Raw genomic sequence first — 26,001 nt, 5'->3', positions numbered from 1 at the left:
TGCCTGTGATCAGTTTACACTTTCCTCTGTATCCGTATAAGAAGACGTGGTTTTTTGCGGCGTTGCAGTTGGTGCTGTTGTTACCTTCTGCTGTGCAGCCGCCGGAGATCCTGCCGGGGTAGCCGTCTGAGGTCCCTGTGACACTTTTGAAGTCCGATCCACCCCAGTGGCCGCAGATGCCGCCGGCTCAGCCGTTTTATTCGAAGTCACCGGAGCTTTCGTGGCTGCCACACCGGAAACATCTTTTACGGTATGATCTCCATTCGGGCTGTCTGCGCCCCCAGAGGTATCTGTATCATCTATATCCACTGTGCTCTGTACCGCTTCATTTCCTTTGGCAATGGCATCCCGCGTCTTCAGAAAACGATATTCTCTCTTCATCGCCTTGTCTTCCGGATACTGCTTCAAATAATCCTGCGCAATGGTTAATGCCTCTCCAAACATTCCCTGTTTTTCCATCAGGATCATCTGATTCCTGCTTAATTCCTGCGCTGCGGCTCCTTTTGCTGACGCCCTTGCCTTCGAAAGATACTCCTCTGCGGCACTGTAATCTTCCTCCTGGATCGCCATGGCAGCAAGGGTATTATATGCAGTCTGCAGATATTCTCCACTTCCCTTCGAGACAAATTTGGTCAGATATTTTTTCCCTTTGTCCTTGTCCCCCTGAGATACCGAAAGCATCCCCAGATAATAGGTTGCCTCCTGATTCCCCTTTTGATACGCCGCATTTAAAAACTCCTGCGCCTGGCCTGCCGCATCATTATCTCCAAGCTCCTGATAAATTGCGCCAAGCCGATAATATGCCTGCCAGTTTTCTTTATTTTCATCCACGGCTTTCTGATATGCCTTCACGGCCTCGTCCTGTCTGCCAAGTGCCTCCAGAACCACGCCCTTGCTGCACCAGATCCTGTGATTCAATGATTCGGTATTCTTCAATTCCAACGCTTTATCACAGGCATCCAATGCCTTTTCGTACTCCTGCAGATGAGAATAGGCGATTGCCTGTCCTAAATACACCTGTTTGTTATTGACATTGGCAATGGTATTTTTTGTATCCTGATATGCATTCTTGAATTGTTTAAGTGCCTCGTCGTATTCGCCCTGTTCATTCAGATACATTCCATAGGCAATATAATACTCTGCTCTGTCTCCATTTTCTTTGGTCGCCTTCTGCAGATATTTCCCGGCATCCTCATATTTTCCCGCCTGCATTGCCTGAATCCCTTTTTGGTATGATTTATCGGCAGTACCGCAGCCTGCCATTAACACACTGCAGCCAAATATAGCGGCTGCCAGCCATGCCTGCTTTCTCATAATAATTTTCCATTCCTTTCTCACCCGCAAACTAATACATTCCTGTTGGATTTTAAAGTTATTATAGCATAAAAGTACTTAAAAGTAAAAAAGAGCATTCTCCCATACACTAAAAAAGGGAAAAACCAGCGTTTTTCCCTGCATTCTCTCTTTTTCATTTGTATTACACTGATGAACCAAGATCAGTCTTTCGCATCTGCGATGATACTCTTTAACTGCTTACGTTCTTTTGCGGTAAATGTCTTCTTATCCAGTAACTCAGAACAATACATCTCTAAACTGTCATCATCCCAAAACTCAACGTCATCGCGAATCATCTGGGTACGATATGTGTGCTTATCAATCAGAATGCGATAATAAAAATATCTTCCATCTCTGTACTGTTCAACAAATCCCTTACGAACTAACTTTCCAAGAAATGTCGAAACAGTCTGAGGTTTCCATTCCTTACCGTACTTGTCATTGGCTAATGTCATAATACGTGATAATCTTGCTCCATCCCCTATATCCCATACGCATTTCATCGTGATTTTTTCACTCTCAGTTAATGGCTTTGCTCTCATAACTAAATATCCTCCTAGTATGTCTGTTTAGTCCTCTCACCATCATGCATGGCATATTTTGCAATTTCTATTATATGCTTTACATTTATAATGGTATCAAATCCATATCATCAAATCAAGCCTTTTCCTAAAGTTTTTTTTGAACTTTCTTTGACCAAATTATGAATGAATTTACGACAAAATTCATAATAAAACATAAGCCATTTTATATAACTGTAAATACATTTTCTACCGGAAAATGATCATATACAATAGTTATCTCCACCGGCTCTGCTCCATTCCAATAGTTCTGCCAGGGTGATATGATCTACCACTCCATCAATCGCATCCTTTAACTGCTCCCAGACTCTTAAGGTCACACAGTCTTCACTGCGGTCACATGTATTTTCATCCCCCTCCAGGCAAGCTACCGGAGCCAAACTTCCCTCGGTCAGCCTCAGGATCATTCCCACCGTGTATTCCTCCGGCTTGTGCGTAAGCAGATATCCCCCCTGAGGACCCCGGATACTCCGAACAAAACCTGCCTTATTCAAGATAGAAATAATCTGCTCCAAATATTTATCTGAAATCTCCTGTCTTGAAGAAATGTCTTTGATGCGCACCGGACTGCCATTATTATGCTGTGCGATATCAAGCATCAATCGAAGTGCATATCTTCCCTTTGATGATATTTTCATATAAAACAACCACGCCTTTCTGTGTCTTGTTACACACTCTCTTTATTTACAACCCTTTTATTATAACGCATATTCTGCAAATTTTCCATAGTATTTATCTATGAAATAGCGGATTAGTGGAGATTCTGATCTTTTCAAATAATGGCATATATGATTTTTGTACAAAAAAGGAGAACCGTACAATCGTACGGTTCCCCCGGGATGGAGAAAGTATTCCTTCTCCCGTTATTTCTTTTCGATCTGCATACCGATCCGGATATTATTTCTCCGGTGCATCCGGCGTTGTTGTTGGTGATACAGACGGTGTTGCAGACGGTGCTGCAGATGGTGTTGCAGACGGTGTTGCTGTTGGCTCCGGTGTCAGTGTCGGTGCCGGTGTAACCGGTGCCTGCATTGAGATAGAAAGCTTAACCTCTCCCTGTGCCTGTGGAATATATGGATAATCGCCACGTACACCGGCAGGAAGAACCTTCACATAATATGTCTTATTAGCATCTAAGGTTATATTGTTCAGATATGCATAAAGTGTTGCATGATTCTCACTATCATCATTTTCTTTTACAGAAGTACCGGTAATGTACTGCATATTTGCGTCAAAGAGTGCTACGTCGCATCCCTTATTGACTGCATTGGAAATCTTGAAGTTATATTTTGCTGATACGGTTGGTGTGAAACTCCAGATCACATCATTTCCACCAGCAGAATTCAGAACAGATTCCAGTGCCAGCTCAGGAGATGCTGCATAAGCGGTTGCGCCTGCAGTATCCGTTGCAACAGTATATGTCAGATTAACATCCTTCTGGTTCTCCTTTGCAACAGTCACTGTACCTAAGGTACGCATTGCTTTTGCAAATTTAGCCTTTACAACATATGTGGCATCACCCGGAAGGAATACCTTGTAATATCCTTCTAAGTCAACCGTCGGCTGTGCAACACAAAGACCCTTGTCATTATAGAAATACAGTGTTGTGTCTGTGATCTTATCCGCAAACTGTGTCTGCTGATCCACAGAAGTTCCATTAAATACGACACCCTCTACCGAATAACGGGTAATGGTTGCCTTGATCGTACCAACTGTAATATCCTTATTGGTTACTGTGATCTTGCTTCCAAAATACTTTCGATTGCCCTTCTCATCCACAATATATGCAACATATGTGTTTGCAGGAAGTGCGATATTGAAGCTTCCCTGAGAATTCGTTGTAGTAGAGAACTCGCCACCATATGACTCATACTGCTGCTTCTGGCTCTCAAAATAAATTGTACGGTTTACAAGCTTATTGGCACTATTAGAATATGTCGCATTACCACTTACTGCGTAGAAACGCTCTGGTACAGTAACAGTTACGATTTTGTCTGCTTTGCCGATCTTTACCTTTTGTGTCATCTCATAGGCAACACCACCGTCTACCTTTACTATATATGTTCCGGCAGGTACTTCCATATCATAGACACCTACTTCGCTGTAAGCACCGGTACTGGTTCCATTTCCCCTAGACCTGCTGTAGCAGCGATAGGTATCGCCCTTTGTCTTACCGGAAGTAGAAATAAAGCGAACGCTCGTTCCGCTGATCGCAAGTCCATTGTTACTCTTTACAATACCTGTCACATCATAGATCGGTACGATCTTAACTGTAATAGTAGCCGTACAGGTGCGGTTTGCATCCATTACATCTGCTGCTGTTACTTTATAAGTATGTGTACCTGCAGAAATAGAATATGGAATGCAAAGCTTTGTAGAACTGCTGCTCTCCTTTGTAACAGTCTTCGCTGCATCATCAGATACCTTGTCTGTGCTCAGTCTGACATCTGCATTATCCGGTGTATCAAGCGTAAATGTGTAATTGCCTGATCCACCCATTGGCTCAATGGAATAAGTATCTACATAGCTATCCAGGACATCACTGCGTTTATCCACATCAAGCTTTGTGGCATTGGCTGCAACCAAAGCTGCTGCCTCCTCCTTCTTCTTCTGACCCCACTGAATTTCCTTACTTCCGTTTCCTACAGCAAGTACTGTATCATCATATACACCAAAGTTTACCTTCAGGGATGCCTTTCTTCCAAGCTCATCCACACCCTGGACCGTAATCTGGGAAGAAATACTCTCGGCCGGAATACCCTTGATCGTGTACAGCTTCTTATCCAATGTCAGACCCGCCGGAAGCTTTCCTTTTGTCACACTGAACTTAATTGCTCCAATGTTACCGGTAAAATAATCAGACAGATCTTCATTTAGTGTACCGCCCTTTTTCAGAAGAACGTTAACTTCTTCATCCTTTGCTTTAAAATCTTCTTTATTCTGTGTAGATGCTTTGCTCACACCGGATGTAATCTGCACATAAGTACCATTTGCAAGCTTCTCACGCAGATATACACGATACTGCTTTGCATTTACCTTAAGAAGTTTCTCCACATTAACTGCACTGTTATATGCACCGGATGACTCTACTCTTCTTGTAACCGTAAGATCTGTCACCTTCAGGGAAGAATCCTTCTTCTTTAATTTCAGTACAAGACAGGACTCATCAAATGGGTCTACAGAAACAGATTTGAAATTCGGTTTCTGTTTCTTTACCGTAATCTTGCATTTTACTTTCTTTTTGCCAACCTTGGCAGTTACAACGGTCTTACCCTTTTTGAGACCCTTGATCTCTACTTTTTCATTTTTCTTTCCACTTTTATTGGTAATCTTGGCAATCTTTTTCTTTCTGATCGACCATTTCACTTTTTTCTTGGCATTCTTTACTGTCAGAGTTGCTGTCTTCCCTGCAGTAATGGTCAGTTTGCTTTTACTAAGCTTTGGCTTTTTGGCAGCCGTAACGATGCTGGAATCAACACCGCTGCCGGACACCACCATGCTCAGAGCTAAACCAAAGGCGAATGCGCGCTTTTCGAAATTATTTAATTTCATCGGTTCATCTCCTTTATTATTGTTGAAACAATTCTGTCTCTTTGCTTTTCCACAAAACTACTTTGCAACTGCACTTACATCAATTGTTGTGTACAGAGTAGAGTCTGTCCTGAATTCCAGATATACATCACCAGAGCCATCTGCACGGAATGTAATCTTTCCGGAACCATCTGCATAAGACGAATCTATATTAACATCGCCATCATAATAATCATCATCGCCGTCGTTGTATACAAAGCTATTGGTATAATGCTTGTAATTTGAAATCAGGCTGTATGAAACCGGTGTTACAGACAGATTCTTCACACCGATCGTCTTTGCTGCATAGTTGATCTCATATGTCTGACCTTCTACAACCGGAACCTTTACATAAGCACAATATCTCAGATCTGTATCCTGTACATTCTTTGCACAAACTACCGATACCGGTGTGCCATCCAGTGTAACAGCTGTAGAACTCTTCTCATAACCCTGCAGATGCTTTGATACCTTCACGTTTACATTACCAATTCTCTGACTTGAAGGTGTTGCAGGAGTTACATTCATAATATAAGTACCTGCTGCCAGACTTAATGTATTCTCAACAGAATAGAGTGTATTCTCTTTCTCGTATGTCTTCTGCGCATCTCCGGACTCTTTATAAATAGTAATTTTCTTGAATCTTGAAGTACTATCATTAAATCTTGCCGTGATATCGTAAGAAGTATATGCCTTGTCCGGTGTCTCCGGAATCGTAAAACGTACCAGAAGATCATTATTACCTGTAGAAGCATATACTGTATCCTGCTCCAGTGTCAGAACTGCTGCATTTGCATACTCAGCGGTAATACCTGCGTCCAATTTGTTGTAAACGAAATCCTGCTGCACATCGGCACCGTTTACAGTAATCGTACCGATCGTTGACAGGCCTCTTCCGTAATTGCTGCCATCATAATAACGAACCGTATATGTTCCGTTATCCAGAAGAACTTTATCGAAAGAACCATGTTTTGCGCCATCTACGAATTTGCCCTGAGCTCTGTCATAATGAGAATCGTATTTAGTACGTGTTGATACAACATTTCCCTTTGCATCATAGAAATACAGGGATTCATACGGTGCCAGTTCGTCAACTTCTGCATCTGTATAATAATCTTTCTGATGGATCTTAAAGATTCCTGATACCTCATATCTGGATACTGCCAGCTTCTGCTCACCAATCTCAGCATTTGTACCATCTTCTACTTTAATGGAATTTGCAAAATACTGTCTCTGCCCCTTCTCATCAACCCAGTACATTTTGTAGGTTCCTGCCGGGAGTGATGCAGAGAAGCTTCCCTGGTAATCTGTGTCTGCACAGAGCTTCCAGCCTTCATACTGCTTATTTTCTGTTTCAAAATAAATTTCATCGTTCATTACAGCCTTATCATTTGCAAACTTCGCAATACCCTTAATGTTTGCAAAACGAACAGGCATTGTCAGATTCAGCGCAGCCACCGCATCACCGGCAACAGTCACCTTATCATTCATCTCGTATTTTACACCGTTATTTCCCATCAGCTTCACTGTGTAAGTACCTGCCGGAACCTCTGCAGCATAGGTACCTGCCTCGATCGGCTGTATTACAAATGGTGTCGTCGACGGTGCTGCTGTAGCAGCTGCAGGATCAACAGCTGGTGTTGCCGTTGGAGCCTCCTTGAGAATAGTCGGTACAGGGAATGGACCTACCTTTGTTGTCTCTCCACGTTCATATACCTCATAACGGTCTCCGTTTGCACAATCTACACTATAGTTTTCATCAGCAATGTAACCATCCGGATGATTGCCTGCCATCAGAGAACGATACTCATCGTTTGCTGACTTGAACGCATACATCTTGAAATCACGTCCATATACATACTCACTGCCATTCTTTGCATCTGCCGGATAGAAATACAGACTCTCATTTCCGGATACCGGATTGTCTGCCATATCCTTCACAGTACCGCTTACATTGAAGTTATCAATCACCTTCACTACAACAGTAGCTGTCGTAGTACGTGTTGCATCCGCTGCATCTGTAATGGTAATGGAATAGGTGTGATCTCCTGCTGCCAGTCCATAAGGAATATAAAGCTCTGTACTTCCGGCAGCCTTCTTTGTAACCTGATTGTTTGAATCCGTTACATCAGTAGAAAGCTTTACGCCTGCATCCGTACCGGTCTGAACAAGATCATACTTATAGCTTCCGGAACCACCCTTTGGCTCAATCTTGTAGCTTGTATAAACGGTATTGGCATCCGGTGTCACCTCTGGATTTACTGTGGCATCCGGTGTCTTTGTTGCCGGGGCCGGAGTATTTACGCCAGGGTAATCCGGATCCATTGTATACTCAGGCGTAGCAGTTGGTGTCGGTGCCGGAGTAGCAGTTGCCAGACGGCTTGCATTCAATGCTGTCATATAATCATCCAGCTTGATCTTATTGTCTGTAGAATCAGAAACGGCGATGGTTGACTCATCATATACCTTAAAGACTACCTTTAAAGTTGCCTTTCTTCCTGCTTCATCCTGACCGATCAAAGTGGTCTCTGTAGTACCTGCCTCTGTTGGAATACCCTTAAGAAGACCTCTCTTACCAACCAGAGAAAGTCCCTTTGGAAGCTTGCTTCCCTTCTTCAGGGAATATGAAATAAAACCAACCGGCTGGTAGAAGCAATAGTCCAGCTTGCCTTTTACTACAACATCCTTCTCAAGAAGATATGTAATGGTATCCTTCTCCACGCCAAATGCCTGCTTGTTCTGTATCTCTTTGGAATTCTTTCCAATGGTAACACGAACATAGTCATTCAGTCCTGCTGCAGAAGTCAGATAAAGACGATATGTCTTCTGATCCTTGGTAGACAGAGCCTCAACCTTTGGATTCAAATTGTAAGAACCAGACTTATATGCCTTTATTGCAACCTTTACTGCACTTGCATTTAATGATGTCTTTTTGGCAAACTTCACTGTCAACGCAGAATAATCAAGCTTGTCAACAGATACAGACTTGATCGCATTTGCCTTAACTTTAAGCTTACATTTCAGTTTTACCTTTCCTACCTTTGCCACTACAACAGTAGAGCCCTTCTTCAGGCCCTGAATTGTTGCACGATCCTTTTTCTTGCCGCTGGTAGATTTGATCTTTGCGACTTTTTTGTTTTTGATGGACCATTTAACCTTTTTGCCGGCTTTCTTCACCTTTAAGGTTAATGTCCCGCCTGCTGTAATGCTGGCCTTTTTCTTGGACAATTTTGCTTTTGTCTTTTTTGCAGCCTTTTTTGTCTTTTTCGCGGCAGATACATTTACAGAGGAATAATTTCCACTGGTCACAACCATAGCCACTGCAAGACCACATGCCAGCACACGCTTTGCAATGTTCTTATGCTTCATTTTTTCTCTCCTTTGATTTTATTTTGTAATTCATGAATACGAAAAACACGGCATGAATATGCCATTCTCCACAGGAACTACAATTGTTTTAAATTATATCATAATATAAGGTCATTTTCAATAATGACTTTCGCCTGAATCCTTATATTTCTACCATCAACAAAAATTTTTTGAACAAAAATTTTCATAAAGATCCGGGAACTATTTTCATTGTTGAGGTCAAAAAACTCCCGAAGAATTTCCCACAGGCATGAGATCGAAATCTGAACCTGTTCCGGATGTTTGTTACAGATCAGCAAACCTGCCCTGTTTCTATGACGGCATAATGCCATGCCGCACACGCCGCACTTCGTTATGCCATGAAACATATGACGTTTTCTTCGTTTTTTGTTTTCTCCACCTGTTTCCGGATATCTGGTTTTAATCTTTTCATACACTTCCCTGTCAATAATCGCCGGATGGCTTTTATCCCGCACATTCCATTTTTCTTTCGGGAGCTCCACCCGGGCAAATCCATTTCGGTAAATGCTTTCACTTTTGTGCCATAGATCCTGGCCCATATATACCGGATCATGCAGCATCCTCCATACAACCGCCGCACTCCATCTCCGCATATTATTTTCTTTTGCCATCTGTTCTGCAATCTCCGGACAATTCTTTTCCTCCAGACACAGATCAAAAATCTTTCGGACAATCTCCGCCTCCACCGGATTGATCATAAGCTGCCCCTGTGGATCCCTCTCATAACCAAACGGACATTTCCCGGTCCGCCCTTTTCCATTCTGCCGCTTCACCTGCAGTGCCTTTTTTGTTTTATTGGAAATATCCCTGCAGTAATACTCATAAAAAAGATTTTTAATGCCATTTTCCAACCCCGGCCGGTCGTGATCACTGTCAAAATGATCCGCAATAGAAATAACCCTCACGGGATAACGAAGAAATATGTTTTCCAAAAGCTCCGCTAACACCAGATGATCTCTGGATAACCTGGAAAAATCCTTCACAACAAGAGCTTGTATTTTTCCTGAAAAAATACCGGCAAGCAGCTTTTTTACTGCCGGCCGGTTCATATTTGTTCCTGTATAACCATCATCCGAAAAATAACAGATCCGGTATTGTGACAACACCTCATCCTGCGCAATCTTGTCCCTTGCAAGACAACGCTGATTCTCAATGCTTCTGCTTTCCCCTTCCTCCCTTTTTGAAACCCGGCAGTATACTGCCACAACCTTACCCGATCTCACTGCAGGCCGTTCTTTCTCCATAACCCACTGTCCCCTCTCTCCACCTGCAAGCCCGGAACCGGAAGTGTATCACTGCTATGCAGAATTCGTTTCAAACCGGCAGCCATCTCGCAGATTTTCCTTGTATCTTATGCCGGCAGCAGGAGTAAATATTACTTTACAAAGGATAACATCTGATCGATAAAGTTTAATCCTATCTGATATAAAACATATAATACCGTCACCGACAATATCAGTACAAGACAGCGATAGATCAGATATCCTCTTGCAAAATTCTTTTTAGCCGGGTGTGTCTTCTTGCTTAATGCGAGAACCAAAACATAAATAAATCCAATCACCGGAATCTTGATCCAGCAGACACTTAAAAACCATTCGCTGACAGAAACTCCCTCTGCATCATCAAATGCAACGGCCTTCTGAAATGATTTGGAAAATCGTTTTTTCTTTTTTTCCTGTTTTTCCTGACGGATCTCTAACTGCTTCTGCTGTTTTTTCAGAACCTGTTCCTGATGCTTTTTTTCTCTCTGCTCCCCGGAACGGCCTCCTGAAATATTATACTCCGCACGGGCCTGTCTCTTTTTTTCCAAAAGCTCCTGTTGTCTCGCCGCCTTTTCCTGCTTGGCGATCACGGAATCCTGTACTCTCTTGTCCATGCTTTTTCCCCCATCTTACTCTGTATCACTGTTATCTGTCCCGGAATCAGTATCCGACTGTCCGGACGTCGGATCCCCTTCCTTTGGCAGAGCCAGAAGCTTCTGACGACTCCGGATGTAATCACTATGAAGTGTATTATATTCCGAATATGATTTACATGCTTCCACCGCCTGTTCCGCCTTTTCCAACAAATCTTTCACATTCGACGGCTGAGAATCGTATCCCGCCAGTTTTTTTATTCTGGTTTGTGCCAGGGCGATTCTTGTCTTCCGGGTCTGCGTCTCTCTTTCTTCCTTCGCCTTTGCGGCTGCCTCCTCCGCAAGACGGGTATTTTCCTCAGAACGCTGCTCCTCGTATGCCTTCACAACATCCTTCCACTTTACAGATTCATCCTTGAGGCTGTCGTATTTATCCTTACACCTTGTGCTGTATTCCTTCCGTACATCGTCATCCTTTATCACAGCGATCATATTTTTTAACGTGTTGTATGTCTCTGTAAAAGTATAATAATCGGCGATGCTGGTAATGGTCATCTTTTCAAATTTTTCCAGCTTACTCCTCGCCTTATTCTGCCTTGACTGATCTGTCTCATTATCCACATACTCCGTGGTATCCTCCAGAATATCCGTTGCGAAATAGTCCATTCCATAACTGCGTTTCCGGTCCCCCGTCACCTCAGTTCCTTCGATAATATTTCCTTTACTGTCATATTTTGCCAGACATACCGTATCCGGCTTTTCAAAATCCTTCGGAGGCAGATCCTGATGGATCTGATTCATATAATTCTTCCAGATGGCACCGGAAAGTGTTGCCCCATATGTTCCCGGCATGGCTCTCGGTGTATCATAGCCACACCATACCACCGTGGTATAATAGGCAGAATAGCCACAGAACCACACATCCTTGCTGGAGTTTGTCGTACCGGTCTTCCCGGCAGTAATCTGACCACCATTCAGCTTTAAAGCCCTGGCAGTGCCATAGCTCTCATTAAAAACGCCTTTCAAAACATCCGTCATTATCCATGCCGCTCCCTTGGAATAAACCTGTGTTTTTTCCTCTGCATCTTTATAGATCACACCGTCGGATACATGACTGATCTTTTTGATGCAGGTACGGTCACTGTACTCTCCGTTATTTGCCAGAGTGGCATATCCCTTTGCCATATCCACAACACGGACACCCTCTGTAAATCCTCCCAGGGAAAGCGCCATATTGCCATTATCTACATAACTGAGGTTATGAAAGTGCATCTTATCCAGAAAAGACAGACCATACTCCGGAGTAATTGCCTCCAGCACCTGCCATGCAATGGTATTAATCGAACGAGCTACCGCTTCTCGGATATGAACATTTCCACGATAGCCTCCCCCGGAGTTTTTCGGTCCGTTTTTGATCGCATGGTCATTTACGACTGTGGAAGGAGAAAACTGTCCTGACTCAAATCCCGGAGCATAATCAATCAGTGGTTTAATGGAACTTCCCGACTGACGTGCAGACAGATATGCCCTGTTGTAGGCGTCCTTTGTGCCGCGCCCTCCCACAACAGCCACAACATAGTTCGTATTGTTATCTACACAGACCGCCGCTCCCTGCAGGGCATACTTGCCGCTGTCTGCATTTTTCTCTGTATTGTATGCCAGACCGCTGTCAACCGCCGCCTGAAGCTTTTTCTGTTTTTTCTGATTTAAGGAAGTATAAAGCTTATAACCGCCGGAACGGATATCATCACACTTTGCACTATACACAGAAGCATATTCTGCCTGATAGTTTTCGTATTCTTTTTTATTTTTAAATGTATATTTAAATTCAAAATTTTCCTTTTCCAGCAGAGATAATGCCGCACAATGTACCGCATAGCTGAGCAAATAACTTTCATTAGATGTTTTCTCCATAAGCTGCAGAACCTCTAGCTTTGTTTTAACCGCTTTTTTGTATTCCTTCTGAGTGATCGCTCCTCCCTCATACATTTTCAGCAGAACATCATTTCTCTTTTGTTTTGCCTCTTTGGGATGGGCGACCGGATTATATGCCGCCGGTGAATTGGACAATCCGATCAGAAGTGCCGCCTCCGCCGGCTCCAGATCTGCCGGTTTCTTTCCAAAATAATATTTACTGGCAGAAGCAACTCCGTAGCACCGGTTACCATAATAATTGCTGTTGCAGTAAAACTCCATAATCTTGTCCTTGCCAAACTTCTGCTCCACCGAAGGTGCCAGCAGAATCTCCGCCACCTTTCTGGTAAATGTCTGCTCCTGGGACAAAAGGTTATTTTTGATCACCTGCTGCGTGATGGTACTTCCCCCCTGCGTAATCGCTCCTCTGTTTTTTAAGAGTGCCACGCTGGCACGCATGGTTGCCAGAAGATCCACGCCCCCATGGGTTTTGAAACGTTTATCCTCCACGGCAATATATCCGTTATAAATATACGGAGAAATTTTTGAAATCTTTGTATACTTAAATCTGCCCGCATTGACAGAACCAATCTTGTTTCCTTTGTCATCAAATACCTGGGTGTCCTCATTCATAACAAAGTCTTCCTCTGTCATATTGACCAGATTGTCAAAGACCACCTCTCTTGCCTCCGTAAACATAGGTATTACCTTTACATAGACGCAGATTCCCGCAATCAGACATACCACCAAGATGGACGCCATAATTCCCAGCATTGTTCCCAGAATCGTAGAGATAACCCCCAGATATCCACCGATCACACCGACCAGTGCTTTTATCCCCATTTTAACCCGATTTATACCCTTCTTCATTCGTGCTCCTCCATTTTGAAGCGAATCATTATATTTCTTTAATCAAACGTTTTTTCATTATAACCCCATCGATTGAAATTATCAAGTTGACACCCTAAATTCTGTCGATTAGAATATAATTTACGGATGTTTACACCGTACAGGTGTTCACCATATATTTTACCAGACACACGTTATACAACAGAACAGAAAGGTACTGAAAACTTATGGATCTATTAGACTCAAAAAAACACTTTGGTTTCATCGGTCTGGGACTGATCGGCGGCTCTGTGGCACGCTGTATCCGTCAGGAGCTTCCCAAGGCACGCATCTCAGCATATAACTACTATGAAACGAAAAAACATCCCCGGCTGGAAATGGCTTTGTCCGACGGAGTCCTCACAGATATCACCACAGATATTACAGCAGTCCGCGACTGGGATGTCATCTTCCTGTGCACTCCGGTCCGCACCAACGTGGCATATCTGAAAAAACTCAAGCCATATCTGCAAAAGGACTGTATTCTGACAGATGTTGGCAGCGTCAAGGGAGAAATTTACGATGCCGTTCATCGGGAGGGATTAGACCACTGCTTTATCGGGGGGCATCCTATGGCCGGCACAGAGCATATCGGCTATGAATATTCCTTCGCGTCTCTTCTGAAGGATTGTTATTACATATTAACGCCGACTGATCAGGTCCCGGAGGAAAGTATCCGGTGGATGCAGGAATTCGTCCAAAACGTAACCCGATCCCGCTGTGTAACGATCGATGTAACGGAGCATGATGAGGCAACTGCCGGTATCAGCCATGCACCGCATATTATCTCTGCTGCTCTGGTAAATGCTGTCCGGGCACGGGACGACAAGGGGATGTACCAGCTTCTTGCCGCAGGCGGTTTCCGGGATATCACAAGGATTTCCTCTTCTTCTCCTGAAATGTGGACAAGCATCTGTCTGGCAAATAAGGACGCGATCCTTGATTTTCTACATGAGTACAGAGGGCTTCTTGACACCATGGAGCATGCTGTTGAAGAGGGAAATGAGACAGAGATCAATCATTTCTTTGCCACGGCAAAGGAGTATCGTGACAAGCTGTTTCCATCCGAACTTTCCACTGAAAAGTAGAAATAATATTGTCAATCTCCTACCGACATTTTAAACTGTATACATAGAAAGGACCTTTTATTTATGTTGGAAAATATATTAGAGGGATTAAATCCCCAGCAGGAAGAAGCCGTAAAGCACTTTAAGGGACCGCTTCTGATCCTTGCCGGTGCCGGCTCCGGTAAAACAAGAGTTCTCACACACCGCATTGCCTATCTGATCGATTATTATGATGTAAATCCTTATCACATTCTGGCACTGACCTTCACCAACAAGGCTGCCGGCGAAATGAGAGAACGTGTGGACCAGATCGTGGGCTACGGCTCCGAAAATATCTGGGTCAGTACCTTCCATTCTACCTGTGTCCGGATCCTGCGCCGTTATATTGAGGTACTGGGTTATAAACGAAGCTTTACGATATATGATGCCGACGACCAGCGCGCCCTGATGCGGGAAATCATCAAATTTCTTGATCTGGACCCCAAAAAATACAAGGAACGTGCTTTCCTGAATGTAATTTCCAATGCGAAGGATGAATTGATCGGTCCCGAAGAATATGCCCGGAGAGCACAGGGCGACAAAATGCGGGAAATCTATGCCCGCGCCTATCAGGAATATGAAAAACGTCTCCGGGATGCCAATGCTCTGGATTTCGATGATCTGATCTGCAAGACGATCCAGATGTTTCAGGAAAATCAGGACATTCTGTCTTATTACCAGAACCGTTTCCGCTACATTATGGTGGATGAGTATCAGGATACCAATACCGCACAATTTAAGCTGATCAGTCTGATGGCAAGTACTCCTTCCGAAAACGGTGGTGTGGAGCACAACCTCTGCGTCGTAGGTGATGATGACCAGTCCATCTATAAATTCCGTGGTGCCAATATTATGAATATTCTGAACTTTGAGCAGGAGTATCCGGATACCCGTGTGATCCGTCTGGAAGAAAATTACCGCTCCACTCAGAATATCCTGGATGCAGCCAACGCTGTGATCCACAATAATACAAAACGTAAAGAAAAGGCTCTCTGGACCCGCAAGGACAAAGGAGATTCCATCTACTATTCCCAATTTGAGAATGAATATGAGGAAGCGGAGGCAGTTTCCTCTGCCATCGCCCGCGCCGTAGAAAACGGAGAGGCTTCTTACAAGGACTTTGCCGTACTGTACCGCACCAACGCCCAGTCCCGTGTCTTCGAGGAGAAGCTGATCAATTACAATATCCCCTACCGCATCGTTGGTGCCGTCAACTTTTACCAGCGCAAGGAGATCAAGGATATTCTTGCTTATCTGCGCACCATTGAAAATGGCATGGATGATATCTCTGCCAAACGAATCATTAACGTTCCAAAACGCGGAATCGGCCTGACCACCATTGACCGGGTCAGCAATTATGCGATCATCCATGGCATAAGCTTTTATAATGCCTTACGGGATTATGAATATATCGAAAACATCGGCAGGAGCGCCACAAAGCTCGGAAGCTTTGTAGGACTCATCGAATCCTTCCGTACCAGTCTGGAGGATCCGGACTACTCCATTGAGCAGCTTGTCCGTGATGTGGTGGAACAGACCGGATATGAAGCAATGCTGTCAGAGGATGACACAGAGGAATCCCAGGCACGTCTTGAAAATATCGAAGAGCTGATCAATAAGGCTGCATCTTACGAGGAGGAACATGAGGAAGACGGCGCCACGCTTGGAGGCTTTCTCGAAGAGGTTGCCCTGGTGGCAGATATTGACAATGTAGATGACAGCACCGATATCGTTCTGCTGATGACTCTCCACAGTGCCAAGGGACTGGAGTTTCCTTATGTTTATCTGGTGGGTATGGAGGACGGAATCTTTCCGGGTGCCATGGCTGTTTACGGCGAAGATCCGGAGCAGGCTGCCGAGGAAATGGAGGAGGAACGACGTCTTTGCTATGTGGGCATTACCCGTGCCATGAAAAAGCTCTCCCTGAGCTGTGCCAGAAGCCGGTTCCGCAACGGAGAACACCAGTATAACCGGCCTTCCCGCTTTATCAGCGAGATTCCCCGTTACCTGATCCATGCCGGCACCGGCTCCTCCACGGCCTCCTCCGGTGGTGTCAGTGCAGCTGAGTTTTTAAAACACCAGCCGGGTGGAATTTCCTTCGGGACCGGCCAGAGTAATCGAGGCAGCTTTTCTAACACCAGCAACGGTTTCTCCGGCAGCTCCTACGGTAATGGCTCTGCCGGCAGATCTTACGGCACCGGCACCTGGAATCCTGCTGCCGAGCAGCGTGTCAAGCAGTCCGGCCACACCCGCGGCAAAAGCGGGCTGGACCTCCTCGCAGGCAATCCTATGATCTCCAAGGGCTTTGGCAGCTCTTATGCTGCACCAAAATCAAAAGCACCTGTATCCGATACATCTGTCACCCTCAACTATTCCGAGGGAGACCGTGTCCGTCACATGCGCTTTGGCGAGGGTGTTGTACAGACGATCAATCCAAGTGATTCTGATTTTGAAGTAACCGTTGCCTTTGACAATGGCAACACCCGAAAAATGTTATCTTCATTTGCAAAGCTAAAAAAGGTATGATATACTGATGATAATATATAGCTGGATTGGAGGTATTGTATGATGAATAATTCAAAACTGGAAGAACTTTTAAACACTGCACGCATCAATGAGCTCCTTCACAAAAAGGAGTTAGAAGAGAAAAACAAAAACGGCATTCTGGTTGCTCTTGCTATCGTTGGTGCAATTGCCACAGTTGCAGCGATCGCATATGCTGTTTACCGCTATTTTACACCGGATTATCTCGATGATTTCGATGATGATTATGAGGATGATTTCGATGATGATTACATCGAGTTTTCCGACAGCAAACCTGAGGCTGAGAATTAATCCGTAGATACGGTCTTTTCAGCAATTGAAACAAGTCAAACCGAAATGGATCTCCATTTCGGTTTGTTTTTGCCGGTTTACAGCCAATGATTCTGACAGTGTGCTGCCTGTCACCGACACCATATCATTGATCAAAATACCCGCAGCACAGAAATGAGGACATTATGAAGCTTTGGGGCGGACGTTTCACCAAGGAAACAAATCAGCTTGTACACAATTTTAACGCATCTCTTTCCTTTGACCAGAAATTCTACAAAGAAGACATCGAGGGAAGCATTGCCCATGTAACCATGCTTGCCAAACAGGGTATTCTGTCTGACGAGGATAAAGAAAGCATCATCAAGGGACTGGAGAGCATCCGTCAGGACATTGACAACGGTACTCTGACCTTTACTGCAGAGCACGAGGACATTCACAGCTTTGTGGAGGCACATCTGATCGAACGCATTGGCGATGCCGGAAAACGTCTTCATACCGGACGAAGCCGTAATGACCAGGTTGCACTGGATATGAAGCTTTACACACGCCATGAGATCGAAGAAATGAACGATCTCTTAAAAAGCCTGCTGGACAGCATCCTGCGCATTATGAAGGAGAACCTGCACACGATCATGCCGGGCTTTACACATCTGCAGAAAGCACAGCCAATTACCCTGGCACATCATATGGGAGCCTATTTCGAGATGTTTAAGCGTGACCGTTCCCGTCTTTCTGACACCCTGGAGCGTATGAACTACTGCCCTCTCGGTTCCGGTGCCCTCGCAGGTACCACATATCCGTTAGACCGGGAAGAAACCGCCAGGCTTCTTGGCTTTACAGGACCAACCTTAAACAGCATGGATTCTGTTTCTGACCGTGATTATCTCATCGAGTTTTTAAATGATATGTCGATCATTATGATGCATCTTTCCCGTTTCTGCGAGGAGATCATTACCTGGAATACCAATGAATATCAGTTTGTGGATATTGATGATTCCTACTCTACCGGCAGCAGCATTATGCCACAAAAGAAAAATCCGGATATCGCTGAGCTTGTCCGCGGCAAGACCGGCCGTGTCTATGGTGCCCTGATGTCTCTGCTGACTACGATGAAAAGCCTTCCTCTGGCATATAATAAAGATATGCAGGAGGATAAGGAATTTGTCTTTGATGCCATTGACACCACAAAAGGCTGCATTGTCCTGTTCCACGGTATGCTGGACACCATGACCTTCCGCAAAGACCGTATGCGCGCCAGCGCAGAGGGTGGTTTTACCAATGCTACCGATGCTGCTGACTATCTTGTAAACCACGGTGTTCCATTCCGTGACGCCCACGGCATTATCGGACAGCTTGTCCTTTACTGCATCGACAAGGGCATTTCTCTTGGCGAAATGAGTCTCGAGGAATACAAGGCAATCAGTCCTGTCTTTGAAGCGGATATCTACGATGCCATCTCTATGGAAACCTGTGTCAACAAACGTAATACCATCGGTGCTCCGGGTCCGGAAGCTATGACAAAGGTCATCGATTCTTACGAAAAATATCTGGCAGAATAATCCGATGTTTCACCGATAAAGTTTTATATATTTTTTCTAAAACCAAAAGCACTCTTGTAACATTCATTTACAAGAGTGCTTTTGTCTTACCACAGATTGAAAAGAAATATCTTTCAACCTGTTTGGCATATTGCTGCTGTATTGTTATATCAAGCCAGACCGGTTCCTGCCTTACCGGTATAAAGCTGATAATATTTCCCCTGCTGCTCGATCAGCTGGTCATGAGTACCTCTTTCGATAATCCGTCCCTGCTCCAGAACCATAATGCAGTCACTGTTCCGAACCGTAGAAAGACGGTGGGCAATAACAAAGGTCGTTCTCCCCTTCATCAGACGATCCATACCGTCCTGTACCAGCTTCTCTGTACGGGTATCAATGGAGCTGGTTGCCTCATCCAGGATCAATGCCGGCGGATCTGCAATGGCTGCTCTGGCAATTGCCAGAAGCTGACGCTGACCCTGGCTTAGATTTCCACCGTCTCCTTTGAGTACCGTATCATACCCTTGCGGCAGATGACGGATAAAGGAATCTGCATTGGCAAGCTTTGCAGCTGCCTCCACCTCCTCATCCGTCGCATCCAGCTTACCATACCGGATATTGTCACGGACTGTTCCCGTAAATAAATGAGTATCCTGAAGAACGATTCCCAGCGAATGACGCAGATCCTCTTTTTTGATCTTATTGACATTAATTCCATCAAAACGGATCTTACCATCCTGAATATCATAAAAGCGGTTGATCAGATTCGTGATCGTTGTCTTACCGGCTCCTGTAGCACCTACAAATGCAATTTTTTGTCCCGACTTCGCATACATTTCCACATCATGAAGAATGATCTTATCATCATTGTAACCAAAGTCTACATGGTCAAATACCACCTCACCACATAATTTCTGATATGTCACGGTATCGGTATCCTTATGATAATGCTTCCATGCCCAGAGACCGGTTCTCTTTTCACTCTCCGTAATATGACCCTTTTCGTCCTCATTGGCACGTACCAGCTCTACATAACCGTCATTCACCTCCGGCTTCTCATCCAGCAGTTCAAAGATACGGTCTGCTCCTGCCAGTGCCATCACAATACTGTTTAACTGCATACTTATCTGATTGATCGGCATACTGAAAGACTTATTATATGTCAGAAATGCCACCAGGCCACCGATGGTAAAACCTCCCACCTTGTTAAATGCCAGAAGACCTCCTATCATAGCACAAAGCACATAACTGACATTTCCAAGCTGGGCATTGATCGGCCCCATCACATTGGCAAAAGTATTGGCATTATCCGCACTATGAAAAAGTTCATCATTTAACGCATTAAACTCATCCATACTCTCCTGCTCACGGCAGAATACCTTTACTACCTTCTGGCCATTCATCATCTCCTCAATATGACCATTTACTTTTCCCAGATCCTTCTGCTGCTGAATAAAGTAAGCTCCGGAAAGTCCGGCTACCTTCTTTGTTACCAGCAGTGTCACACCCACCATAAACAATGTAACCAGTGTCAGAGGCACATTGATCATGATCATTGCCGCCAGTACGCTCACAATGGTGATCACACTGGAAAAAAGCTGTGTCATACTCTGGCTGATCATCTGACGGAGCGTGTCAATATCATTGGTATAAATTGACATAATATCTCCATGGGAGTGTGTATCAAAATATTTGATAGGCAGAGACTCCATATGAACAAACAGATCGTCTCTAAGCTTTCGCAGAGTTCCCTGTGTGACATTAACCATCAGGCGGTTATACGCCCAGGTAGAAAATACACCCAGCCCGTAAAAACAGGCAACCTGCGCAATTTTATGCAGCAACGGACCAAAGTCCTTATGTTCTGCCTTCATTAACGGCGTGATATATTGATCGATCAAGGCCTTGGTAAACATAGTTCCCTGGACATTGGCAAGAACGCTGACTATGATCAGAATTAACACCAGCACCAGATAAACTCCATAGCTTTTACCGATATAATTCAAAAGACGTTTTATGGTCTGTCCGGGATGCTCCAGTTTCATTCTTGGTCCCATTCCCCTTCGTCCGCCGGGTCCCTTTGGTCCCCTTGGCTTTTCTGAACGATTTTCTGCCATCTCTCATTCCACCTTTCTTATTTCTTTTCTATTCAAGCAATTTTTTAAGATGCCTCGTCAAAATCTCCGTTACCGGATGTCTGTGACTCATATACATCACGATAGATCTCATTATTTTCAAGCAGCTCCTCGTGGGTTCCAAATCCGTTGACCTCTCCATTTTCCAGCACAATGATATGATCTGCATTCTGGATACTGGAGACACGCTGTGCAATGATCAGCTTCGTGGTTCCCGGAATCTCCTCTGCAAATGCCTTCCGGATCTTGGCGTCCGTTGACGTATCTACAGCACTGGTGGAATCGTCCAGGATCAATACCTTCGGCTTCTTCAAAAGAGCTCTTGCGATGCAAAGTCTCTGCTTCTGCCCGCCGGACACATTGGTTCCACCCTGTTCAATATAGGTGTCATACCCCTTTGGCAGCTTTTCAATAAACTCACTGGCACAGGCAAGATCGCAGGCATGCATACATTCTTCCTTTGTTGCCTCCTTGTCTCCCCAGCGGAGATTGTCAAGGATCGTGCCGGAGAAAAGTACATTATTCTGGAGCACAACAGCAACCTGATTCCGGATTACGTCAATATCATACTCTCTGACATCTCTGCCGCCCACCAGCACACTTCCCTTTGTCACATCATAGAGACGGCTCAGCAGAGAGACCAGACTTGACTTTCCGCTTCCGGTTCCTCCCAGAATACCGATTGTCTCACCGGAACGGATCTTCAAATTGATATCCTTTAATACCGGTTCCTTTGCATCCTTCTTGTAGCTAAAATCTACATGCCGGAATTCAATAGAGCCATCTGCCACTTCCATTACCGGATTCTCCGGATTTGTAATGTCCGGTTTCTCATTTAATACCTCTGCCACACGTCTGGCACTTGCCACACTCATGGTAACCATCACGAAGATCATGGACAGCATCATCAGGTTCATCAAAATGTTCATACAATAGGTCAGCAGCATAGACAGACCACCTGTCGTTAATGTATTGCTGACGATCATATGTGCTCCCATCCAGCTGATCACCAGAATGCATGTATACACCGTAAACTGCATGATCGGCATATTCAGACAGATCATCGCTTCCGCCTTTGTAAACAGCTTATATACATTGCCGCTTGCCTTTGTAAACTTCTCTTTTTCATGATCCTCACGCACATATGCCTTTACCACACGGATGGCAGATACATTTTCCTGTACGCTTTCATTGAGATCATCATATTTCTGAAAAATACTTCTGAAATACTTTGTGGTCCTGGTTATCAGAACTCCAAGGATCACTCCCAAAACCAGTACCGCAATCAAATATATCGTTGCAATTCTTGTATTAACCGCAAAGGACATTACCATGGCACAGATCAGGCTGAACGGTGCTCTCATACACATACGAAGCAGCATCTGATATGCGTTCTGAATGTTCGTAACATCTGTGGTAAGTCGTGTGACAAGTCCTGCTGTACTGAACTTATCAATATTGGAAAAGCTAAAGGTCTGTATATTTTCATACATTGCTTTTCTCAGATTTCTGGCAAAGCCTGTGGATGCCCTTGCACCATACTTTCCTCCCATAAAACCACTAAAAAGACTAAAGCATGCCGCTGCCAGCATCAGGGCTCCCATCTTATAAATATGTCCTGCATTTCCCACCGATACGCCATCATCAATGATTGAAGCCATCATCAGTGGAATGATCGTTTCCATGATAACCTCCAGGATCATAAAGATCGGAGTCGCAATGGAAGCCTTTTTATATTCCTTGATCTGCGACGCTAATGTTTTGAGCATAATCAGAAATCCCTCCTTTTCTTTTCTTCCTTCTGTCTCTCTGCACTGTGGTTGATATTTCTGGCAACTCTTCCCAGATACTCCTTAAACTGGGTCAGCTCCTGTGAAGTAAAGCCCGCCGCCAGAAGCTGTTCAAACTTTGCAATCTCCCCTTCCACCAAACGGTGTGTTTCCAACACCTTTGGTGTCAGCGTCAGTTTTTTGAGCCGTGCATCATAGTCCACGGGAGAACGCATGATCAAGCCCTTATGGACCATCTGATCCACAGCCTTAGACACATTGGATCGGGTCATTGCAAGAGCTCGTTCCACATCCTTCTGAAACACATCCTCCTGCTGATGATCCAGCATATAATGAATGATCCAGCTGTCCATCCGGCTGAGCTTTTCTCCCGGCATCGCAGCAATACGCTGGTCAATGCTTCTCCGGATCATATTAGAAACACAGTTGATCTCCATTCCTAATGCTCCATCCTTCTTCATGGACTCCTCACTCCCTTCTGTATGTACCAATATTCTCTCCTCTATACTGTTGAAAAGTGAATTGTTTCCATTTCAACAATAGGCGTGATTATTATTATATGACAAAAAAAGATAAAGTCAATAGACTTTATCTTTTTTTAATGATTATGAAATGTTGATCACATTTTATTATTTCGCAACGATATTAACAATTCGTCCCGGAACATAAATTTCCTTAATAATATTCTTGCCTTCCAGCTTATCTGCGATGGTCTCCTTTGCTTTTGCAAGTACATCGTCCTTCGCATCCTCCTTGCCGATCTTCAGAGTTGCGCGGGTCTTTCCATTGACCTGAACAGCAATCTCCACCGTAGATTCTACCGTCTTTGCCTCGTCATACTCCGGCCAGGTATTCAGATATACACGTCCCTCGCCTCCGATGATCTGCCACAGCTCTTCTGTAATATGTGGCGCAACCGGATTAAGAAGGGTGATCAGAGTCTTGTACTCGCCCTTTGTGACCGCATTCTTCTTGTAGAAATCGTTGATCAATGCCATCATTGCAGCAATCGCAGTATTATACTTCAGGCTCTCAAAATCCTGGCTTACCTTCTTAATGGTCTGATGCATCTTTGTCTCCATATCGGCCGAGTAACCTTCCTCCCCGGTCATAATGGTCTGCAGCTTCCATACACGCTCCAGGAAACGACGACAGCCCTTTACGCCATCCTCTGACCAGGATGCACTCAGATCAAAGGCACCGATGAACATCTCATAAGTACGCAGGGTGTCTGCACCATAGGCCTGTACAATATCATCCGGATTTACAACATTACCACGGGATTTACTCATCTTCTCACCGTTTTCACCAAGGATCATTCCGTGAGAAGTACGACGCTGGTATGGCTCCTTTGTTGGCACAATTCCCTGATCATACAGGAATTTATGCCAGAAACGGGAATAAAGCAGATGAAGTGTTGTATGCTCCATACCACCGTTATACCAGTCAACCGGCAGCCAGTATTTTAATGCTTCCTTGCTTGCCAGTGCCTCTTTATTATGAGGATCTGTATAACGAAGGAAATACCATGAAGAACCTGCCCACTGAGGCATTGTATCTGTCTCTCTCTTTGCCGGACCGCCGCAGCATGGACAAGTGGTATTTACCCAGTCTGTCATGGCTGCCAGCGGAGACTCTCCGTTATCGGTCGGCATATAGCTGTCTACCTCCGGTAGAAGCAGTGGAAGCTCACTCTCATCCAATGGCACATATCCACATTTCTCGCAGTGTACGATCGGGATCGGCTCACCCCAGTATCTCTGTCTGGAGAATACCCAGTCACGGAGCTTATAATTTACCTTACGGTTTCCAATGCCCTTCTCCTCCAGAAAATCTTTCATCTTTTCCTTGGCTTCTGTGACCTCCAGGCCATTCAGAAACTCGGAATTGATCATCTTACCGGTTGCCACATCCGTAAATGCAGCTTCATTAATATCTACCGGACCTTCCTTTCCTTCGACTACCTGGATCATCGGCAGATCAAATTTCTTGGCGAACTCCCAGTCACGGGTATCGTGTGCCGGTACTGCCATAATAGCACCTGTACCATAAGACATCAGCACATAATCAGAGATCCATACCGGAATCTCCTTGCCATTCACCGGATTGATCGCTGACATACCGCCAAGTACAACACCTGTCTTATCCTTTGCAAGCTCTGTACGCTCAAAATCAGATTTTCTCGCTGCCATCTCACGGTATTTCTGAATCTCATCCCAGTTGGTGATCTCATCCTTATACTTATCGATCAGTGGATGCTCCGGAGAAATAACCATATAGGTTGCACCAAACAATGTATCCGGACGTGTCGTATAAACGCGGAGCTTCTCATCCTTGTCCTTGAGGGCAAAGTCTACCTCGGCGCCCTCAGAACGGCCGATCCAGTTCTTCTGGGAAACCTTTACCTTCTCAATATAATCCACATCATCCAGATCCTTAATGAGCTTGTCTGCATATTCTGTGATCTTTAACATCCACTCGCTTTTTACCTTGCGGACAACAGGTGCTCCACACCGCTCGCAGACACCGTTGACAACCTCCTCATTGGCAAGACCAACCTTACATGAGGTACACCAGTTGATCGGCATTTCTTTCTTATATGCCAGTCCGGCATTAAACAGCTTCAGGAAGATCCACTGTGTCCATTTATAATAATCCGGATCTGTTGTATTGATCTCACGATCCCAGTCAAAGGAATAGCCCAGTGACTGAAGCTGTCCCTTAAAACGGGCAACATTATTCTTTGTTACGATCTTCGGGTGGATATGATTCTTGATCGCATAATTCTCTGTTGGCAGACCAAACGCATCCCATCCCATTGGGAACAATACATTATACCCCTGCATTCTTCTCTTACGGGAAACAATATCCAGAGCGGTATATGGTCTCGGATGTCCCACATGAAGTCCCTGACCGGAAGGATACGGGAATTCTACCAATGCATAAAACTTCGGCTTGCTGTAGTCTTCTGAAGCCTGAAATGCTTTCTCCTCCTCCCAGATTTTCTGCCATTTCTTTTCCACCGTATGGTGATTGTACATTTCTGCCATGATAATCCTCCAATTCTGCTAAAACTCAATCCTGT

16 protein-coding genes are annotated in these 26,001 nt (G+C 44.6%); 4 read left to right on the top strand and 12 right to left on the bottom strand.

The window, feature by feature from the left end; all coding sequences use genetic code 11:
* Positions 1-9: 9 nt before the first annotated feature.
* From H8704_RS07745 to H8704_RS07710, 8 genes are all read right to left on the bottom strand, one after another.
* The gene (locus tag H8704_RS07745; RefSeq protein WP_249297879.1) at positions 10-1,314 is read right to left on the bottom strand and encodes a tetratricopeptide repeat protein; all 1,305 of its coding nucleotides are present in this window, start codon (positions 1,312-1,314) and stop codon (positions 10-12) included.
* A 182-nt stretch (positions 1,315-1,496) separates the two neighbouring features.
* Positions 1,497-1,877, bottom strand: a complete 381-nt coding sequence (locus tag H8704_RS07740; RefSeq protein ID WP_022465395.1) for a BlaI/MecI/CopY family transcriptional regulator — start codon at positions 1,875-1,877, stop codon at positions 1,497-1,499.
* A gap of 242 nt (positions 1,878-2,119) precedes the next feature.
* Positions 2,120-2,554, bottom strand: coding sequence for an RrF2 family transcriptional regulator (locus tag H8704_RS07735; RefSeq protein WP_249297878.1), 435 nt, complete (start codon positions 2,552-2,554; stop codon positions 2,120-2,122).
* A 259-nt stretch (positions 2,555-2,813) separates the two neighbouring features.
* Positions 2,814-5,468: a hypothetical protein gene (locus H8704_RS07730; RefSeq protein ID WP_249297877.1), complete on the bottom strand. Its 2,655-nt coding sequence runs from the start codon at positions 5,466-5,468 to the stop codon at positions 2,814-2,816.
* Between the two features lie 57 nt (positions 5,469-5,525).
* Positions 5,526-8,855, bottom strand: a complete 3,330-nt coding sequence (locus H8704_RS07725) for a putative Ig domain-containing protein (RefSeq protein WP_249297876.1) — start codon at positions 8,853-8,855, stop codon at positions 5,526-5,528.
* Positions 8,856-8,953: 98 nt separating this feature from the next.
* The gene (locus H8704_RS07720; protein WP_249297875.1) at positions 8,954-10,120 is read right to left on the bottom strand and encodes a recombinase family protein; all 1,167 of its coding nucleotides are present in this window, start codon (positions 10,118-10,120) and stop codon (positions 8,954-8,956) included.
* A 131-nt stretch (positions 10,121-10,251) separates the two neighbouring features.
* Entirely contained in the window at positions 10,252-10,752 is a 501-nt protein-coding gene (locus H8704_RS07715) for a hypothetical protein (protein ID WP_118678090.1), read from the bottom strand.
* Positions 10,753-10,767: 15 nt separating this feature from the next.
* Positions 10,768-13,515, bottom strand: a complete 2,748-nt coding sequence (locus H8704_RS07710; RefSeq protein ID WP_118678092.1) for a transglycosylase domain-containing protein — start codon at positions 13,513-13,515, stop codon at positions 10,768-10,770.
* 206 nt (positions 13,516-13,721) lie between these two features.
* Here H8704_RS07710 and H8704_RS07705 point away from each other — a divergent pair, with 206 nt between their 5' ends.
* The 4 genes from H8704_RS07705 to argH all read left to right on the top strand — a co-directional run bounded on the left by H8704_RS07705 (position 13,722) and on the right by argH (position 19,012).
* A complete protein-coding gene (locus H8704_RS07705; protein ID WP_022465389.1) occupies positions 13,722-14,621 on the top strand; it encodes a prephenate dehydrogenase in 900 nt (299 codons plus the stop codon).
* A gap of 63 nt (positions 14,622-14,684) precedes the next feature.
* Entirely contained in the window at positions 14,685-17,165 is a 2,481-nt protein-coding gene (locus H8704_RS07700; RefSeq protein WP_249297874.1) for a UvrD-helicase domain-containing protein, read from the top strand.
* Positions 17,166-17,207: 42 nt separating this feature from the next.
* On the top strand, positions 17,208-17,474 hold the full coding sequence (locus tag H8704_RS07695) for a hypothetical protein (protein WP_334299408.1): 267 nt from the start codon (positions 17,208-17,210) through the stop codon (positions 17,472-17,474).
* A gap of 164 nt (positions 17,475-17,638) precedes the next feature.
* Entirely contained in the window at positions 17,639-19,012 is a 1,374-nt protein-coding gene (gene argH, locus H8704_RS07690) for an argininosuccinate lyase (protein WP_022465386.1), read from the top strand.
* A gap of 149 nt (positions 19,013-19,161) precedes the next feature.
* Here argH and H8704_RS07685 read toward each other — a convergent pair whose 3' ends face one another.
* The 4 genes from H8704_RS07685 to leuS all read right to left on the bottom strand — a co-directional run bounded on the left by H8704_RS07685 (position 19,162) and on the right by leuS (position 25,966).
* On the bottom strand, positions 19,162-21,108 hold the full coding sequence (locus H8704_RS07685) for an ABC transporter ATP-binding protein (RefSeq protein ID WP_249297873.1): 1,947 nt from the start codon (positions 21,106-21,108) through the stop codon (positions 19,162-19,164).
* Between the two features lie 44 nt (positions 21,109-21,152).
* Positions 21,153-22,895, bottom strand: coding sequence for an ABC transporter ATP-binding protein (locus H8704_RS07680; RefSeq protein ID WP_249297872.1), 1,743 nt, complete (start codon positions 22,893-22,895; stop codon positions 21,153-21,155).
* Between the two features lie 2 nt (positions 22,896-22,897).
* Positions 22,898-23,377: a MarR family winged helix-turn-helix transcriptional regulator gene (locus H8704_RS07675; RefSeq protein ID WP_249297871.1), complete on the bottom strand. Its 480-nt coding sequence runs from the start codon at positions 23,375-23,377 to the stop codon at positions 22,898-22,900.
* Positions 23,378-23,545: 168 nt separating this feature from the next.
* Positions 23,546-25,966 carry a leucine--tRNA ligase gene (leuS, locus tag H8704_RS07670; protein ID WP_249297870.1) on the bottom strand — a complete coding sequence of 807 codons (2,421 nt, stop codon included), beginning with the start codon at positions 25,964-25,966 and terminating at the stop codon, positions 23,546-23,548.
* Between the last annotated feature and the right edge of the window lie 35 nt (positions 25,967-26,001).

Origin of the sequence: Jutongia huaianensis (assembly GCF_014384985.1) — a bacterium.
Taxonomy (GTDB): Bacteria; Bacillota; Clostridia; order Lachnospirales; family Lachnospiraceae; genus Jutongia; species Jutongia huaianensis.
This window is presented reverse-complemented; position numbering and strand designations above follow the sequence as displayed.